Here is a 15,197-nt window from a genome sequence, read left to right on the forward strand (position 1 = left end):
GGCGCTCTGGCGCCCTTTTCTTTTTCCAGGATCGGTCATAAGCGCACGGGGCGCCGCGCCTTATCTCTTCCTGGTCTTCTTCTTCGGCCCCGGCTTCCCGCCCTTGCCGCGGTCGGTTCGCTTCTTCCCCTGCCCCGCCGCCGTCCGCCGCTTGCGGTCCTTGTCCAGGCGCCGCTCGCGCTTCTGCACCATCGCCTGCTTGGGCGTGGTGGTCTTCTTGCGTTCCTTGTCGAAGGGATTCGCCCCGGTGCGGAACTCCACGCGGACCGGCGTGCCCTGCAGCTCGAAGGCTTCCCGGAACACGCCCATCAGGTAGCGCTTGTAGGCGTCCGGCGCCCGTTCCAGCTGGTTGCCGTGTATCACGATCACCGGCGGGTTCTTGCCGCCCTGGTGCGCGTAGCGCAGCTTGATGCGGCGGCCCGCCACCATCGGCGGCTGGTGCTGCACCACCGCCGCCTCCATCACCCGCGTCAGTTCCGAGGTGCCCATCTCGCGCATCGCCGCCCGGTAGGCCTTGTCCACCGAGACCATCACGTCCCCCACCGCGGTGCCGTGCAGCGCCGAGATGAAGTGCAGGCGGGCGAAGTCCAGGAACGGCAGCTTGAGGTCCAGGGTGCGGCGCACATGGGCGCGCTGGTCGCCGTCCAGGCCGTCCCACTTGTTCACCGCCAGTACCAGCGCCCGGCCGCGTTCCACCGCGAGGCCGAGCAGCGAGGCATCCTGCTCGGTGATGCCCTCCTGGGCGTCCAGCACCGCGATCACCACCTCGGCCTTGTCGATGGCCTGCAGCGTCTTCACGATGCTGAACTTCTCCACCATGTCGTCCACCCTCGACTTGCGGCGCACGCCGGCGGTGTCGATGAGGGTGTACTGCTTGCCGTTGCGCTCGAAGGGCACGAACACCGAGTCGCGGGTGGTGCCCGGCTGGTCGAAGGTGACCATGCGCTCCTCGCCCAGGAGCCGGTTGATGAGCGTGGACTTGCCGACGTTGGGGCGGCCGATCACCGCCACATGGATGCGCTGGCCCAGTGCCTCCGGCTCGTCCGTGTCCGGCGGCAGGGTGTCGAGGACGGACTGGATGAAGGCGGCCACGCCGTCGCCGTGGGCGGAGGCGATGGCGTGCGGGTCGCCCAGTCCCAGGGAATGGAAATCGGCGGTGACCATCTCCGGGCGCATGCCCTCGGTCTTGTTCACCGCCACGTATATGGTCTTGCCCATGCGGCGCAGCTGCGTCGCCACCGCCTGGTCGGCGTCGGTGAGCCCGGCGCGGCCATCCACCATGAACACCGCCACGTCCGACTCGGTCACCGCCTTCAGGGTCTGGCGCGCCATCGGGCCCTTGATGCCCTGCTCGTCGCCGTCCAGGCCGCCGGTGTCCACCACCAAGTAGGGCCGCGAACCCACCTTGCCGAAGCCGTACTGGCGGTCGCGCGTCAGTCCCGGCACGTCCGCCACCAGCGCGTCGCGCGAGCGCGTCAGGAAGTTGAAGAGCGTGGACTTTCCGACGTTGGGGCGCCCGATGAGGGCGATGACCGGCAGCATGGGTGCATCCTGCTCAGTCGCCCGCCGGTACCGCCAGGAAGGCGCCCACGGTGCCGCCGGTGGACAGCACCAGCAGCTCGTTTCCGATCGCCACCAGCGGCGCCACGATCGGCGCGCTGCCCATGGAGGTGCGCGCGACCTCGCTGCCGTCCTTCTTGGAGAGCAGGTGGATGTGCCCGTCGATGCCGCCCACCGCCACCGTGTCGAGGAACGGCGTCGGCAGCGTCAGGTTGTGGGCCCGCATCTCGGGCTGCGTCCACACCGGCACGCCGCTCGTGCGGTCCAGCGCCCACACTGCGCTATGCAGGTCGGTCACGTAGAGGTTGCCGCTGTCGCTGGCGACTCCGGTGTAGGTCGTGAGGTCCCGCGCCCATTCCACTTGGCCGTTGGAGCGGGCCACGCTCAGGGTCTGTCCGCGGTAGCCCGCGGCGTACACGTGGTCGCCGTCCGCCGCGATACGGCCGTCCACGTCCGTGAGGCGCGCCAGCTCGTCGCTGCCCTTGGGGCTCGCGATCACCGCTTCCCACATCTGGGTGCCGTCGTCCAGGTTCAGCGCCACCAGCTTGCCGTCGTCCAGGCCCTCGAGGACCATGCGGTCCATGATCACCGGGTCGCAGGCGCCGCGCAGCGTGAGCCTCGGTACGTCGTACTCGGTCTTCCAGCGCAGCTTGCCGGTATCTGCCGCCAGCGCCAGGATGCGGCCGTCGGTGGTGCGCATGACCACGCTGCCGGTGCCGATGGCCGGGTTTGCCAGCACTTCGCCGTTGAGCTCGGTCTTCCACAGCGTGGTGCCGTCGGCCGGGTTCAGCGCCAGCACCGTGCCGCCGCTGCCCGCCACCACCAGCATGCCGGAGCCCAGCACCGGGCCCGCGTTCAGGGTGAGTCCGGTCTGCACGCTCCAGTCGGTGCCGCCGCTCTTCAGCGAGAACGCGTACACCTTGCCGGAGTTCGCCGCCACGTACACGTCCTTGTCGTCATGGGCGATGGTGAGGTTGATGCCCAGCACCACGTCGCTGGAGGAGATGGAGCGCGTCCATACCTCCTGGATCTTGTACTCGGGCTTCACCACGTCCTTGAGCAGCGCCGGAGGCTCGACGTTGTCGCTGGCGCAGGCCGCCAGGACCAATGCGGTCACGGTACCGTATAGGAGCTTCTTCATGGCTTGGCCTTGGTGGAAGCAGCCGGAGCCGCGGCAGGCGCGGCCGGCAGGCTGTCGAGCTTCATGCGCAACATGCTCCGGTCGCCCAGCGCATCGCTCCAGGCATCCAGCGCCTTCTGGTAGGCGGCGCGCGCCTCTTCGGTCTTGCCGAGCTTGGCATAGGCATCGCCGCGCAGCGCGTCGAACAGCGGCGCGAAGCCGCCCACATCCTTCACGTCCAGTGCCTTGAGCGCGGCGTCCGCGTCGCCGCCGGCCAGCTTCACGCGGCCGAGCCTGAGCTGGGCGAGGAGCTTCAAGCCCTCGTCCTTGCCGTGGTCGACGGCCCAGTCCAGCATCTTCTCGCCCTCGGGCAGCTTGCCGGCGGTCACCTGCAATTGCGCCAGCGCCAGGGCGGCGTGGGTCGCATAGGCGGTGTCGGGATACTTGTCCATGATCTCGCCGCCGGTCTTGAGGGCAGCCGCGTCGTCATGCTTCTGCATGGCGGTCGCGAGGTCCGCGAACAGCGCCGAGGCCGCCTCGTTGCGGACCTGGGTGCGGTGCTGCCAGTAGCGCCAGCCGCCCACCACCACCACCGCGATCAACGCGCCGGCGAGGATGGACTTGTAATTCTCGGCCCACCATTTCTTGGCTGCTTCCAGCCGTTCCAGTTCGCTCAGGTCCTCGTCCACGCTTCGCTCCTTTAAGGGAATGACCCGCGCCTCAGGGCGCGGACTTTTTCAATCCGGCAAGTTCGGTGACGCGCATGGGCAGCGCGTCCCACGTGACCTTCTCCTGCTCGCCGCCCCGTAGCGGCTTGAGCGCGGCGCTCTTGCTGCTCACCTCGTCGTCCCCGAGCACCAGGGCGAGCTTCGCCCCGCTCTTGTCGGCGCGCTTCAGCTGGTTGCCGAAGCCGCCGCCGCTGCAGTCCATCTGCAGCCGGATGCCGGGGACCGCATCACGCAGTTGCTCAGCGAGCCTGAACGCGGCCCGTTCCGCCGCCTCGCCCACCCTCACCAGGTAGACATCCGGCGCATCCGGCGCGGGAGCCACGCCTTCCTCTTCCATCAGCGCCACCAGGCGCTCCACGCCCATGGCGAAGCCGATGCCCGGCGTGGGCTTGCCGCCCAGGTGCTCCACCAGTCCGTCGTAGCGGCCGCCGGAGCAGACCGCATCCTGCGCGCCCAGGCGCGTGGTGGTCCACTCGAATACCGTGCGGGTGTAGTAGTCGAGCCCGCGCACCAGGCGGGGGTTCACCGTGTACTTGATGCCGGCGTCATCCATGAGGCGCTTCAGGCCCTCCAGGTGCCGCTGCGATTCCTCGTCCAGGTGGTCCAGCAGGCTCGGGGCGCCGGCGATCACCTCGCGCATCGAGTGTTCCTTGCTGTCCAGCACCCGCAGCGGGTTCAGCCCCAGGCGCCGCTTGCTGTCCTCGTCGAGGCGGTCCCGGTGCTGTTCCAGGTAGGCCACCAGCTTCTCGCGGTAGAGCGCGCGGGAGGTCGGGGTGCCCAGCGAGTTGATCTGCAGCTGCACGTCCTTCAACCCGAGCCGCTGCCACAGGCGGGCGCTCATCAATATGATCTCGGCGTCGATGTCCGGGCCCGCGAGGCCGAAGGCCTCCACGTCGATCTGATGGAACTGGCGGTAGCGCCCCTTCTGCGGCCGCTCGTGGCGGAACATCGGCCCCGCGCACCAGAGGCGCTGCACCTGGTTGTAGAGCAGGCCGTTGGACAGGCCCGCGCGCACCATGCCGGCGGTCGCCTCGGGGCGCAGCGTCAGGCTCTCCTCGCTGCGGTCGAGGAAGGTATACATTTCCTTCTCGACGATGTCGGTGGCGTCGCCGATGGAGCGCTTGAAGAGCTCGGTCTTCTCCACCACCGGGATGCGGATCTCGCGGTAGCCGTAGGACTCCAGCACCGCGCGCGCCGTGTCCTCCACCTGCCGCCAGCGCGCCGCCGCGTCCGGCAATATGTCGTTCATGCCCCGCACGGGCTCGATGAACTTCGCCATGTCAGATCCCGCCGGTTACTGCTTGGCCGCTGAGCCGAGCTTGAAGCGCGCGGTGTTGTCGCTGCGCAGGAAAGGCTTGATGTCGAAGGACGCGCCCTCGAGCTCCACGCTCACGCCCGGCGCGTTGCCGAGGAACACCTGCAGCGGGCCCGCGCCCGTGAGCTTCAGGTTGTCGCCCGCCGGCGCCAGGTCGTAGTAGATGCGCTTGCCGTTGTTGTCGTAGACCTCCACCCAGGAGGCCGCGCCCAGCACGAACGTCGCGTGCACCAGGTCGCGCTCATCCACCGGCGCGCTCACCTGCTGCGGCGTGGTGGCGGGACGCGGCGCGGGCGTCACGGGCTTCGTCACCCGCGCGGCCAGGGCCGGGGTGCGGGTCGCCGCCGGAGGCGTCGCGGGCTTGGCCGCGGGCTTCTGCGCCGCCGCCGGTTGTGCGTTGTCCGCGAGGTCCGTGAGCGCCACCATCGGCTGGGTGCTGGGCGCCGGTGCCGTGGCCGCCGCCGGCACCATGCTGAGGGGCTGCACCACCGGCTCCGCGGGGCGGCGCATCCACCACGCCGCGAGCAGCATCAGCAGCACCACCACCACGGCGCCCGTGGCGGCGCGGGTGGACCACTCGCGGGCGCGGGGGCTCATGCCGCCGCCGGTATGCGGCACGGGCTGCAGCACCGGCGTGGCCGGCTTGTGCTGGGCGAGGTCGTAGGCGGAGAGCACCTCCGCCTCCGGGATGCCGAGCGCGCGGGCGTAGTTGCGCAGATGGCCGCGCACGAACACCGGCTCGCCCAGCATCGCGTAGTCGCCGCGCTCCATCGCGTTGATCATGGCGTCGCTGACGTGCAGCTCCACGGCCAGCTGGTGTACCGACATGCCGCGGGCCTCGCGGGCGCGCTGCAGCTCGGGGCCGGGGCCCGCCGGGGGAGTCTGGTTCTCAGCCATGGGGGTTCGCCTGATTGATTTGTTGTGCCTGCTGGGAAGTCGGGTACAGCTTCAGGAGCTGCTTGGCGTAATCCGCCGCTGCCCGCTGGTCGCCGAGGGCGCGCTCGTTGTTCACGCCGAGCAGCAGCACGTCCGGCCGCGAGCGCGGCTGCAGCGCGTTGAAGCGCTCGATGAAGGCGCGTGCCGACAGGTACTTCTTCTGGTCGTAGCTGAGCTGGGCCAGTTGGTACATCGGCTCCGGCAGGTTCGGGTTGACGGTGAGAGCCTTGCGGAAATACTGCTCCGCGGTGGCCTGGTCCGGGATGCGCAGCGCGCACAGGCCGGCGTTGGAGTAGGCCCCGTCGGGTGTCGAATAGCGCGGGTTGGCCGCCGACTTCATGAAGTATTCCAGCGAGTCCTTGGGCTTGCCGTGCTGGCAGAGGAACACGGCATAGTTGTTCTCGATCTCCGGGTCATCCGGCGCCTTGCGCATGGCGGTCTTGTAGGCGTCCCGCGCCTTGTCCGTATCGCCGTCGGCGTTGTAGATGAGCGCCTCGGCCACGTAGGCATCGGCGTTGTCCGGGTCCTGGTCGAGGGCCTTCTGGATTTTCTGCATGGCCGCGTCGCGGTTGCCCTGCTTGAGGTACGCGATGCCCAGGCTCACGTTGTCCTGGGCGGCCCGCTTCATGTCCACCTTGTCCCCCTGGAACGGGCTTCCATCGGGATTGCTGGTCACGCAGGCGGACAGGGCGAGCGGCAGCAGCGCGGTCAGCAGCAGGCGGCGGATCATGGCTGGGCCTCCAGTTCGCCGCCGCGGCGCTCGGCCCGGCGGATGCGGTCCTTCACCTTGCCGGCCAGCTGGCCGCAGGCGGCGTCGATGTCGTCGCCGCGGGTGCGGCGGGTGATGGTCACGATGCCCTTCTGCCACAGCAGTTCGGCGAACCGGTCGATGGCGGCCTGCGGCGAACGGCGGTACTGGGTGCCCGGGAAGCTGTTGAAGGGGATCAGGTTCACCTTGCAGGGCACGTCCTTCACCACCGCCGCGAGCTGCTTGGCGTGCTCGAGGCTGTCGTTCACGCCCTCCAGCATCACGTACTCGAAGGTGATGTGCACGTGCCGGTGGTCCTTGCTGTCCACGTAGTGGCGGCAGACTTCCATCAGCTCGGCGATGGGGTGCACCTTGTTGATGGGCACCAGCACGTCGCGCAGCGGGTCGGTCGGCGCGTGCAGCGACACCGCCAGCGCCACGTCGCAGTCCTCGGCGAGCTTGTACATCGTCGGCACCAGGCCGGAGGTGCTCACCGTCACGCGGCGCTTGGACAGGCCGTAGCCGAAGTCATCCACCAGCACCTTGATGGCCGTGAGCACGTGCTTGTAGTTGGCGAGCGGCTCGCCCATGCCCATGAATACAATGTTAGTAATTGCCCGGTCCGTGCCGGGCTTGGCCCCGAGCCGCTGGTTCGCCATCCACACCTGGCCGATGATCTCGGCGGCGGTGAGGTTGCGGTTGAAGCCCTGCTTGCCGGTGGCGCAGAAGCTGCAGTCCATGGCGCAGCCCACCTGCGAGGAGATGCACAGGGTACCCCGGTAGCGCCCCGGAGCGTCGGCCGAGGGCCCCCCTTTGGGGGATCGGCCAGCGGAGTGGGCGCGGGCGACCGTCAGAGCCGTTGTACCATGCTGCTCATCAGTATCAACATCTGAGAAACCATCATTTACTTCGCGGTCGCCCTCGGGGATCAGCACCGTCTCGATGTTGTTGCTGGCGTCCATGCGCAGCAGCCACTTGCGGGTGCCGTCCTCCGAGAGCTGCTCGGTGATGACCTCCGGCGGGCGCACCTCGGCAGCGGCCTTGAGCTTCTCGCGCAGGCTCTTGCCGAGGTCGGTCATGAGGTCGAAATCGGCGACGCCCTGGTGATACACCCACTTCATGAGCTGGCGGGCGCGGAAGGGCTTCTCGCCCAGCTGGACGAAGAAGGCCTCCAGCGCCTGGCGGTCCAGGCCCAGCAGGTTCACCTTGGGGGCGTCGCCGGTCATCGCTCTCTTACCGGGTGCGCGGCGCGATGTCGAGGTCGGAGAAGAAGTACGCGATCTCCTGCTTCGCCGTCTCGGCGGCATCGGAGCCGTGCACCATGTTCTCGTCCACCGTCTGCGCGAAGTCGCCGCGGATGGTGCCCTTGGCGGCCTTCTTCGGGTCGGTGGCGCCCATGATGTCGCGGTTCTTGAGGATCGCGCCCTCGCCTTCCAGCGCCGTGACCATCACGGGACCCGAGATCATGAAGTCCACCAGCGGCTTGAAGAAGGGGCGCTCGCGGTGCACCGCGTAGAAGCCCTCCGCCTGGGCGCGGGTGAGGTGGAGCATGCGGGCCGCCACGATCTTGAGGCCGGCCTTCTCGAAGCGGGCATAGACCTCGCCGATGAGGTTCTTCGCCACGCCGTCGGGTTTGACGATGGACAGGGTACGTTCGATAGCCACGAAACATCTCTCCGGGACACTGGGGGTGGATGGGCGCCGGAGACAGGAGGAGCTTGGGTCAGCCCGCCCTGGAGCCCGCGTCGGGCCCGGGACTTCCGGCGATTTTCAAACGGGGGATTTTACCGGTTGCGAGCCGGTACAGGCAATGAAATCAGGAGATTAGGCGGGGATTTCGAGCGGAAAAGGACGATTAGACGGTAAAACTCTCGCCGCAGCCGCACTCGTCTTTGACGTTGGGATTGTGGAACTGGAAGGACTCGTTCAAGCCCTTCTTCACGAAGTCCACCTGGGTGCCGTCCAGGAAAGGCAGGCTCTCCCGGTCCACCACCACCTGCACGCCCTGGTCCTCGAACACCACGTCGTTGGCGCTCTGGCCGTGGGCATAGTCCACCACGTAGGCGAAGCCGGAGCAGCCGGTCTTCTTCACCCCCAGGCGCAGGCCCGTGGCATCCGCCTGCTGGTGCAGGTGGTTCTTCACGCGCTCGGCGGCGCTGGGAGTCAGGGTGATGGCCATCGTCTCGTCTTCCTCAAGCACGTTCGTGCTTCTCATCCATATTGTACCCCTCGAGGGCGGCCCTCAGGGCATCCTCCAGGAGCAGTGCCGCATCCCGCTTGGGGACCGGGAGCCTGAACTCATCCGCCAGGGCCACGCCCGAGAGCGTGCCTGCTTCTTCCAGGCTCAAGCCCGGCAGGCGTTCGCTCAGCACCGAACAGAGGGCCACCGTGGCGGGACATCCGTACACCCGGTAGCGGCAGGCCTCGATGCGCCCATCGCTCCCGAGCTTGAGGGACAGGCGGATCTCCCGCCCGTGCCGGCGGCTGCCTGCCGCACCTTCCGACACGCCCGGCGTGTCCGCCGGGAAGCCTCCGGCATTGCGTGGCGCACGGAAGTGCTCCAGCACCGCTTCAGCGTATTCCATGGGGGCGCCCGCCACGGCCTTCAAGCCGCCAGCGCCGCGAGACGCCGGTACTGCGTCGTGACGAGCTGTACCGCCGCGTCCACCTCCGCCTCGGTGCTGAAGCGGCCCAGGCTGAAGCGCAGGCTCGCACCCGCGAGCTGGTCGTCGCGCCCGATGCCGCGCAGCACGTAGGAAGGTTCCCGGTCCGCCGCGTTGCAGGCGGAGCCGCTGGAGACCGCGAGACCCTCGCAGGCGTAGAGCAGGCTCTCCCCTTCCACGCCCGGGAAGCTCACGTTGAGGATTCCCGGCAGCCGCTGGGTGGGATGCCCGTTCAGCAGCACTCCCGGTAGCGCCTGCAGGCCCTTCCACAGGCGCTCCCGCAGCGTAGTGAGCCGCTGCATCTCCGCGGGCATGAGTTGCCCCGCGAGGCGGAATGCTTCCCCCATGCCCACGATCTGGTGCGTGGCGAGGGTGCCGGAGCGCATGCCCTGCTCGTGGCCGCCGCCGTGGATGAGCGGCTCCAGGTTCACGCGGGGCTCGCGCCGCACGTAGAGCGCGCCCATGCCCTTGGGTCCGTAGACCTTGTGGGCGGCGAAGGACATGAGATCCACGTCCAGCCTCTTCAGGTCGATGGGCACCTTGCCGGCGCTCTGGGCCGCGTCCACGTGGAACGCGGTGCCGTTCGCGTGCGCGAGCTTGCCGATGGCGGCGATGTCGTTGAGAGTTCCGAGCTCGTTGTTGGCGTGCATCAGCGTCACCAGCACCGTGTCGGGCCTGAGCGCCTGGCGCACCGCCTCGGGCTGGATTAGCCCGTCCGCGTCGGGCCTGAGCCAGGTGACCTCAAAGCCTTCCTTCTCCAACTGCTTGCAGGCATCCAGCACCGCCTTGTGCTCGATGCGCGAAGTCACGATATGCCGGCCCTTGTCCTTGCGGAACCGCGCCAGGCCCTTGATGGCGAGGTTGTCTGACTCCGTGGCACCGGAGGTGAACACGATCTCGGAAGGCTCGGCATTGACCAGCGCCGCGATCTCGCGCCGCGCCTCTTCTACTGCCACACGGGCGGCACGGCCCGGTGCATGCGCTGAGGCGGGATTCGCGAACACGCCATCCAGGGTCAGGTGCGCGGCCATCTTCGCCGCCACCTTGGGGTCCAGCGGCGTCGTCGCCGCATAGTCCATGTAAATGATCTTATTCACACTCACCAGCCCACCGCCGCCACGTTCCTGGCGCGGCCGGCCACGATCTCGTGCAGGGCTTTCGCCACCGTCTGCACGTCAGCACCGGTGTTGCCGGAGCCGAAGCTGATCCTGAGCGCGCCCTTGGCGATGGCGGGCACGAGGCCCATGGCCGTCAGCACGTGGCTGGGCTCGCCGCTGCCGCTGTGGCAGGCGGAACCGCTGGAAACCGCGATGCCGCGCTTGTCCAGCTCCATCACCAGCCACTCCCCGTCCAGGCCCTCGATGCCGAACTGCAGCGTGTTGGGCAGCCGCTCCGCGCCGCCGGAGAACACCCGCACGCCCGGCAGCCTGCGCACCTCGGCTTCCAGCGCGTCCCGCAGCTCACGCGAATGGGCGGCGCGCGCCTGCAGTTCTTCGTTCGCCAGGGCCGCGGCCTTGCCGAAACCCACGATGCCCGCCAGGTCCTCGGTGCCGCCCCGCAGGCCCTGCTCCTGCCCGCCGCCATGGATCAGGGGTTTCAGGTCCACGCGCCGGTCCATGACGAGTGCGCCCACGCCGCGCGGGCCGTTGAACTTGTGGGCGGAGAGCGTCATGAGGTCGGCGCCCAGCGCCGGAAGATCCACCGGGACCTTGCCCGCCGCCTGCACCGCGTCGCAGTGCAACAGCGCGCCTGCCGAATGCGCGCGCCTGGCGATGGCCGCCACGTCCTGCAGCACGCCGGTCTCGTTGTTGGCATGCATGGCCGAGACCAGCTTCACGCCGCCCGTTGCGAGCAGCGCGTCGAGAGCCTTGAGGTCGTAGCGCCCCTCGCCGTCCACCGGGATGCGCCGCACGTCCCAGCCCGCTTCCGCCAGCGCGTCAGCCGGGCCCAGCACGGCACTGTGCTCCACTGCACCTGCCAGCAGTTTCCCGTCAGGCCGGCCGGCGCAGACGCCCTTGAGCGCCAGGTTGTCCGCCTCGGTGCCGCCGCCGGTAAACACCACCTGGGCCGGCTGCGCATTGACCAGCGCCGCCACCTGGGCGCGTGCCGACGCGATCGCCTCATGGGCCGCGCGGCCCGGGCGATGCACGCTGGAAGGGTTGCCGTGCGCTCCCGCGAGCCAGGGCTGCATGACCTCCAGCACCCGCGGGTCCAGCGGTGAGGTGGCGTTGTGGTCGAGGTAGATGGACATGACTGGGAAGGGACTCAGGACGCCGCGCGGCTCCGCGGCACGAACTTGAGAACGTGTTCCTGGTTCTGGCGCGCCGCGACACCGCGCACCGCGTTGGACTGCATGAGCTGCGCCAGCGTGACGCCGCTCAGGAAGCGGTGGATCTCGCGGCTCAGGTCCTCCCACAGCTCGTGGGTCAGGCAGGATTTGCCGCCGTGGCAGTCGCGCTCGCCGCCGCAGCGGGTCGCGTCGAAGGACTCGTCCACCGCGCGGATCACGTCCGCCACCGGGATCTCGGACGGCGCCTTGCCCAGGTTGTAGCCGCCGCCGGGACCGCGGGTGCTGGCCACGAGGCCGCTGCGGCGCAGGCGGGTGAAGAGCTGCTCCAGGTAAGGCAGGGAGATGTCCTGCCGTGCCGCGATCTCGCTCAGGCACACCGGCCCTTCCCCGTCATGCAAGGCGAGGTCGAGGAGCGCGGTGACCGCGTAACGTCCCTTGGTGGTGAGTTTCATGGGCGCCTCGGCTTCAAGGCAGCGGACGGGTTGTCATTATATAACCAACCCTGGGGGTCAGGTATTGCCGCGCCGCCGGGCCTTTGGGCTCTGCAGGGCTGTCAGCAGGCCCCGCAGGATGTGCACCTCGTTCTGGTCCGGCTGGGCGCGGTTGAACAGCCGCCGGATACGACGCATCAGGTGCTTGGGGTTCGCGGGGTCCAGGAACCCTGTCTCCAGGGCCGCGGACTCGATGTGCGCGTAGAGCTTCTCCATCTCCTCCGCCGTGGCGGGCACCTCCTCGCTCTCGCCCGCCGCGGGCGTGGCGCCCCGCGCCAGCATGGACTCGTAGCCCAGCACCTGCACTGCCGCGGCGATGTTGAGGGAGCTGTACTCCGGGTTCGAGGGGATGTTCACCAGGATGTGGCAGCGCGCCAGCTCCTCGTTGGTGAGGCCGGTGCGCTCACGTCCGAACAGCAGCGCCGTCTCCTGCCCCGCCGCGTCGGCGGCTTGCAGGCGCTCCATGCATTCCCTGGGCGAGAGCACCGGCGGCCCGAGGCCCCGCTGCCGGGCGCTGGTCCCGGCGATCAGCGTGCAGCCGGCGAGCGCCTCGTCCAGGGTCTTCACCACCGCGGCCCGCTCCAGCACGTCCACCGCGCCGGAGGCCCGGGCACTGGCGTCCGGGTGCGGATACTCCGCCGGGCTCACCAGCACCAGTCGCGCGAGGCACATGGTCTTCATGGCGCGGGCGGCGGCACCGATGTTGCCCGGGTGGCTGGTCTCCACCAGTACGATTCGTAAGCCCTTGTTCATTCTGGTATTCTACGCGGCGCGCGGCAGGTCTGCGCCCGTTCTTTGCCACTTCAGCTCACGTTCCTGTTCCAGGAGAGGCCCATGCAGCCCTTATTGAACATCGCCATCCGCGCCGCGCGCAAAGCCGGCGACCTCATCGTCCGCTACGTGGACCGGGTGGATACCCTCACGGTGAAGGCCAAGGAACGCAACGACTTCGTGAGCGAAGTGGACCGCCAAGCCGAGGACGAGATCGTCCAGATCATCCGCGCCGCCTATCCCGACCACGCCATCATCGGCGAGGAATCCGGCGTGCGCGGCGGCCGCGACCCGGAGTGGACCTGGGTCATCGACCCCCTCGATGGCACCACCAACTTCCTGCACGGCTTCCCGGTGTTCTCGGTGTCCATCGCCGTCAAGCACCGCGGCCGGCTCGAGCACGGCGTGATCTTCGATCCGCTGCGCAACGAACTCTTCACCGCCGCCCGCGGCGGCGGCGCCCAGCTCAACAGCCGCCGCATCCGAGTCACCACCCTGAAGGGGCTGGACGGCGCGCTCATCGGCACCGGCTTCCCCTTCCGCGAGAACCAGAACCTGGATCTCTACCTCAAGATGTTCGGCGCCGTCGCCTCCAAGACCGCCGGCATCCGCCGCGCCGGCTCCGCCGCCCTCGACCTCGCCTACGTGGCGGCCGGGCGCATGGACGGGTTCTGGGAGCTCGGCCTCAAGGAATGGGACGTGGCAGCGGGCCTGCTCATGATCCAGGAGGCGGGCGGCAGCGTGGGCCACCTGGATGGCAGCGTGGGCATCCCCGAGGATGGCAACATCCTGGCCGGCGGCCAGAAGGTGTTCAAGCTGCTCGCCGACGAGTTCAAACCCCTGCTCGGATAAGGGAGGACCCATGTTCCGCTCTGCCCTGCTATTGCTCGCTGCACTGGCGGCGCCCGCGCTCGCCTGTGCTGCTGACACCGTTCCCACCGCCACTGTCACCCTCGCCGTCTCGGCCGCCCACGGCATGACTGCGGACTACCGGCTATCCGGTCCGGTCACCCGACTCGAATTCGAACGGCACCTGGGCGCGGTGCGCGGCAAGCTGTGGAAGCTGGCGTCGGCGGGGCTGAAGCTCGACGGCGACGCCCTCGTGACGCAGGACGGCAAGCCGTTCCGGGAGTTCCGTGTCGAGGTCCAGCCCTACACGGACGTCATCGACCTGGACTACGCGCCGATGCAGCTCTTCAGCGACGGCAGCGTGGCGCTGTTCAGCGGCTACTTCAACGTCAAGGGCGGCGGCAAGGCCACGCGCTTCACCTTCAAGGATGCTTCCCGGGTGCTGGTGTACGGCCGTCCCGCCGTCGCGGGCGAATCCATCCAGCCGGAATCCGACGGCACCTTCTTCTACTTCGGCCGCCTCGAACCCGTGCAGACGGGGGACTCGATCCTGATCCTGGATCCCGGCCTGCCCGCCTGGGCCGGCAAGGCGCTCGCCATGCAGGTGCCGGCCACCATCGCGTTCTACACCGGGCACTATGGCGCGCCGCTGCCGCGGCGCCCTTTCCTGTTGTTCAACTGGAAAGACCGCGACGCCCAGGGCGTGGCGGACTACAAGGGCGACACGCTGCCCTCCAACATCGACTTCATCCTGAGCGGCGCCGGCTGGGCGCAGGACACCCCCGACACTCGCGGCCTCCTGGCCACGCTCATCACCCACGAGATCGCGCACCTGTGGAACGCCTACCTGTTCCAGCCGCAGGTGTGGTCGTCGGACGGCGGCAGCTGGTTGCCGGAAGGCCAGGCCCAAGCGGCTGCCATCGAATTCTCCATGCGCAACGGCTGGATCAGCCGCGCCGACGCGCTGCAACTCTACGCTTCGGCGCTGAACGCCTGCCTGCGGACGCCTGGGGACCGCCCGATCCAGGAACAGAACCAGTCCAACGAGGCGGTCTACGGGTGCGGCGTGACCTTCAATCTGCTCGCTGAGGCGGCGTTGCACCGCAAGGACGCCAGGCTTGGCTTCTTCGACCTGTGGCATGAGATCTATGCCGATGCCGGGAAGCAGGAGTACTCGGAGGCGACCTTCATGGGCGCCGTCCGCAAGCTCTCAGGGGACGCCGAACTCACGGACCTGCTGCACGCACTGGTGACCGCTTCCGCCAAGGACAAGAACCCGCGCATCCTGGCGGCTCTCGAGCGCCTGGGCGTGGGCTACGCGGTGCCGGGCCCCGGTTCCGACAACCCGGAGTTCGGCCGCATGGCCATCACTCCCGTGATGCTCGAAGCCATGCGCGCCGACTGCCACGGCGGCGTCAGTCTCAACACCCAGGACGAAGGCTTCCTTCTTTTCCCGGTGAAGAACTGCTCCGTGCTGGGTAAGTCCTACTTCGTCCAGGCCATGGATGGACAAAGGCTGTTCGCCGGAGGCATCGCCGCCTACCAGGCGGTGGCGGCGGGCTGCGCCAGGGGTGAGCCGATCCGTCTCACGGTCAAGGAGCAGGAGGAGCCGCTCCTATTACCCTGCCCCGCGAAGCTTCCGTCCATGCCGGACATGGTGGAACTGACCGGCGTCCCCTGGCTGGATACTGGCACCGCCCCTGAGACGAAACTGTAAGGAACGAAA

The 15,197-nt window shown here is 68.7% G+C and carries 16 protein-coding genes; 2 read left to right on the forward strand and 14 right to left on the reverse strand.

Annotated features, from left to right (window positions below; translation table 11 throughout):
• Positions 1-60: 60 nt before the first annotated feature.
• The 14 genes from der to VF651_06950 all read right to left on the reverse strand — a co-directional run bounded on the left by der (position 61) and on the right by VF651_06950 (position 12,604).
• Positions 61-1,542 (reverse strand): ribosome biogenesis GTPase Der, encoded by a 1,482-nt coding sequence (der, locus tag VF651_06885; protein HEX7965426.1) that lies wholly within the window; start codon positions 1,540-1,542, stop codon positions 61-63.
• Positions 1,543-1,555: 13 nt separating this feature from the next.
• Entirely contained in the window at positions 1,556-2,701 is a 1,146-nt protein-coding gene (gene bamB / locus VF651_06890; GenBank protein HEX7965427.1) for an outer membrane protein assembly factor BamB, read from the reverse strand.
• Positions 2,698-3,369, reverse strand: a complete 672-nt coding sequence (locus tag VF651_06895; GenBank protein HEX7965428.1) for a tetratricopeptide repeat protein — start codon at positions 3,367-3,369, stop codon at positions 2,698-2,700. The genes bamB and VF651_06895 overlap by 4 nt, the downstream gene beginning before the upstream one ends.
• Positions 3,370-3,400: 31 nt before the next feature.
• Positions 3,401-4,687: a histidine--tRNA ligase gene (gene hisS / locus VF651_06900; protein HEX7965429.1), complete on the reverse strand. Its 1,287-nt coding sequence runs from the start codon at positions 4,685-4,687 to the stop codon at positions 3,401-3,403.
• A 15-nt stretch (positions 4,688-4,702) separates the two neighbouring features.
• Entirely contained in the window at positions 4,703-5,620 is a 918-nt protein-coding gene (locus tag VF651_06905) for a RodZ domain-containing protein (protein HEX7965430.1), read from the reverse strand.
• Complete coding sequence (gene pilW / locus VF651_06910) at positions 5,613-6,389, reverse strand: type IV pilus biogenesis/stability protein PilW (protein ID HEX7965431.1); 777 nt, start codon at positions 6,387-6,389, stop codon at positions 5,613-5,615. Before pilW ends, VF651_06905 begins: the two co-directional genes overlap by 8 nt.
• Positions 6,386-7,633: a 23S rRNA (adenine(2503)-C(2))-methyltransferase RlmN gene (rlmN, locus tag VF651_06915; GenBank protein HEX7965432.1), complete on the reverse strand. Its 1,248-nt coding sequence runs from the start codon at positions 7,631-7,633 to the stop codon at positions 6,386-6,388. Before rlmN ends, pilW begins: the two co-directional genes overlap by 4 nt.
• Before the next feature lie 7 nt (positions 7,634-7,640).
• Complete coding sequence (gene ndk / locus VF651_06920) at positions 7,641-8,072, reverse strand: nucleoside-diphosphate kinase (GenBank protein ID HEX7965433.1); 432 nt, start codon at positions 8,070-8,072, stop codon at positions 7,641-7,643.
• Positions 8,073-8,262: 190 nt separating this feature from the next.
• A complete protein-coding gene (locus VF651_06925) occupies positions 8,263-8,586 on the reverse strand; it encodes an iron-sulfur cluster assembly accessory protein (GenBank protein HEX7965434.1) in 324 nt (107 codons plus the stop codon).
• Positions 8,587-8,599: 13 nt separating this feature from the next.
• Complete coding sequence (locus VF651_06930) at positions 8,600-8,992, reverse strand: iron-sulfur cluster assembly scaffold protein (GenBank protein ID HEX7965435.1); 393 nt, start codon at positions 8,990-8,992, stop codon at positions 8,600-8,602.
• A 20-nt stretch (positions 8,993-9,012) separates the two neighbouring features.
• Positions 9,013-10,167 carry an IscS subfamily cysteine desulfurase gene (locus tag VF651_06935; protein HEX7965436.1) on the reverse strand — a complete coding sequence of 385 codons (1,155 nt, stop codon included), beginning with the start codon at positions 10,165-10,167 and terminating at the stop codon, positions 9,013-9,015.
• A gap of 2 nt (positions 10,168-10,169) precedes the next feature.
• Entirely contained in the window at positions 10,170-11,321 is a 1,152-nt protein-coding gene (locus tag VF651_06940) for a cysteine desulfurase family protein (protein ID HEX7965437.1), read from the reverse strand.
• A 14-nt stretch (positions 11,322-11,335) separates the two neighbouring features.
• Complete coding sequence (locus VF651_06945; protein ID HEX7965438.1) at positions 11,336-11,812, reverse strand: Rrf2 family transcriptional regulator; 477 nt, start codon at positions 11,810-11,812, stop codon at positions 11,336-11,338.
• 57 nt (positions 11,813-11,869) lie between these two features.
• Entirely contained in the window at positions 11,870-12,604 is a 735-nt protein-coding gene (locus VF651_06950; protein HEX7965439.1) for an RNA methyltransferase, read from the reverse strand.
• Between the two features lie 81 nt (positions 12,605-12,685).
• Between VF651_06950 and VF651_06955 the strand changes: the two genes are divergently transcribed.
• Together VF651_06955 and VF651_06960 are read left to right on the forward strand one after the other, a co-directional pair.
• Positions 12,686-13,474: an inositol monophosphatase family protein gene (locus VF651_06955; GenBank protein HEX7965440.1), complete on the forward strand. Its 789-nt coding sequence runs from the start codon at positions 12,686-12,688 to the stop codon at positions 13,472-13,474.
• A 10-nt stretch (positions 13,475-13,484) separates the two neighbouring features.
• Positions 13,485-15,188: a hypothetical protein gene (locus VF651_06960; protein HEX7965441.1), complete on the forward strand. Its 1,704-nt coding sequence runs from the start codon at positions 13,485-13,487 to the stop codon at positions 15,186-15,188.
• Positions 15,189-15,197: the final 9 nt, after the last annotated feature.

This window comes from Gammaproteobacteria bacterium (genome assembly GCA_036383255.1).
In the GTDB taxonomy this organism is placed as follows: Bacteria; Pseudomonadota; Gammaproteobacteria; order Natronospirales; family REEB76; genus DASUBN01.

Coding starts and splice junctions, on each gene's coding strand:
- VF651_06945 (HEX7965438.1), bottom strand. CDS start 11,812: ATGAAACTCACCACCAAGGGACGTTACGCGGTCACCGCGCTCCTCGAC.
- VF651_06925 (HEX7965434.1), bottom strand. CDS start 8,586: ATGGCCATCACCCTGACTCCCAGCGCCGCCGAGCGCGTGAAGAACCAC.
- bamB (HEX7965427.1), bottom strand. CDS start 2,701: ATGAAGAAGCTCCTATACGGTACCGTGACCGCATTGGTCCTGGCGGCC.
- pilW (HEX7965431.1), bottom strand. CDS start 6,389: ATGATCCGCCGCCTGCTGCTGACCGCGCTGCTGCCGCTCGCCCTGTCC.
- VF651_06940 (HEX7965437.1), bottom strand. CDS start 11,321: ATGTCCATCTACCTCGACCACAACGCCACCTCACCGCTGGACCCGCGG.
- VF651_06950 (HEX7965439.1), bottom strand. CDS start 12,604: ATGAACAAGGGCTTACGAATCGTACTGGTGGAGACCAGCCACCCGGGC.
- der (HEX7965426.1), bottom strand. CDS start 1,542: ATGCTGCCGGTCATCGCCCTCATCGGGCGCCCCAACGTCGGAAAGTCC.
- VF651_06930 (HEX7965435.1), bottom strand. CDS start 8,992: ATGGAATACGCTGAAGCGGTGCTGGAGCACTTCCGTGCGCCACGCAAT.
- VF651_06960 (HEX7965441.1), top strand. CDS start 13,485: ATGTTCCGCTCTGCCCTGCTATTGCTCGCTGCACTGGCGGCGCCCGCG.
- rlmN (HEX7965432.1), bottom strand. CDS start 7,633: ATGACCGGCGACGCCCCCAAGGTGAACCTGCTGGGCCTGGACCGCCAG.
- VF651_06905 (HEX7965430.1), bottom strand. CDS start 5,620: ATGGCTGAGAACCAGACTCCCCCGGCGGGCCCCGGCCCCGAGCTGCAG.
- hisS (HEX7965429.1), bottom strand. CDS start 4,687: ATGGCGAAGTTCATCGAGCCCGTGCGGGGCATGAACGACATATTGCCG.
- VF651_06955 (HEX7965440.1), top strand. CDS start 12,686: ATGCAGCCCTTATTGAACATCGCCATCCGCGCCGCGCGCAAAGCCGGC.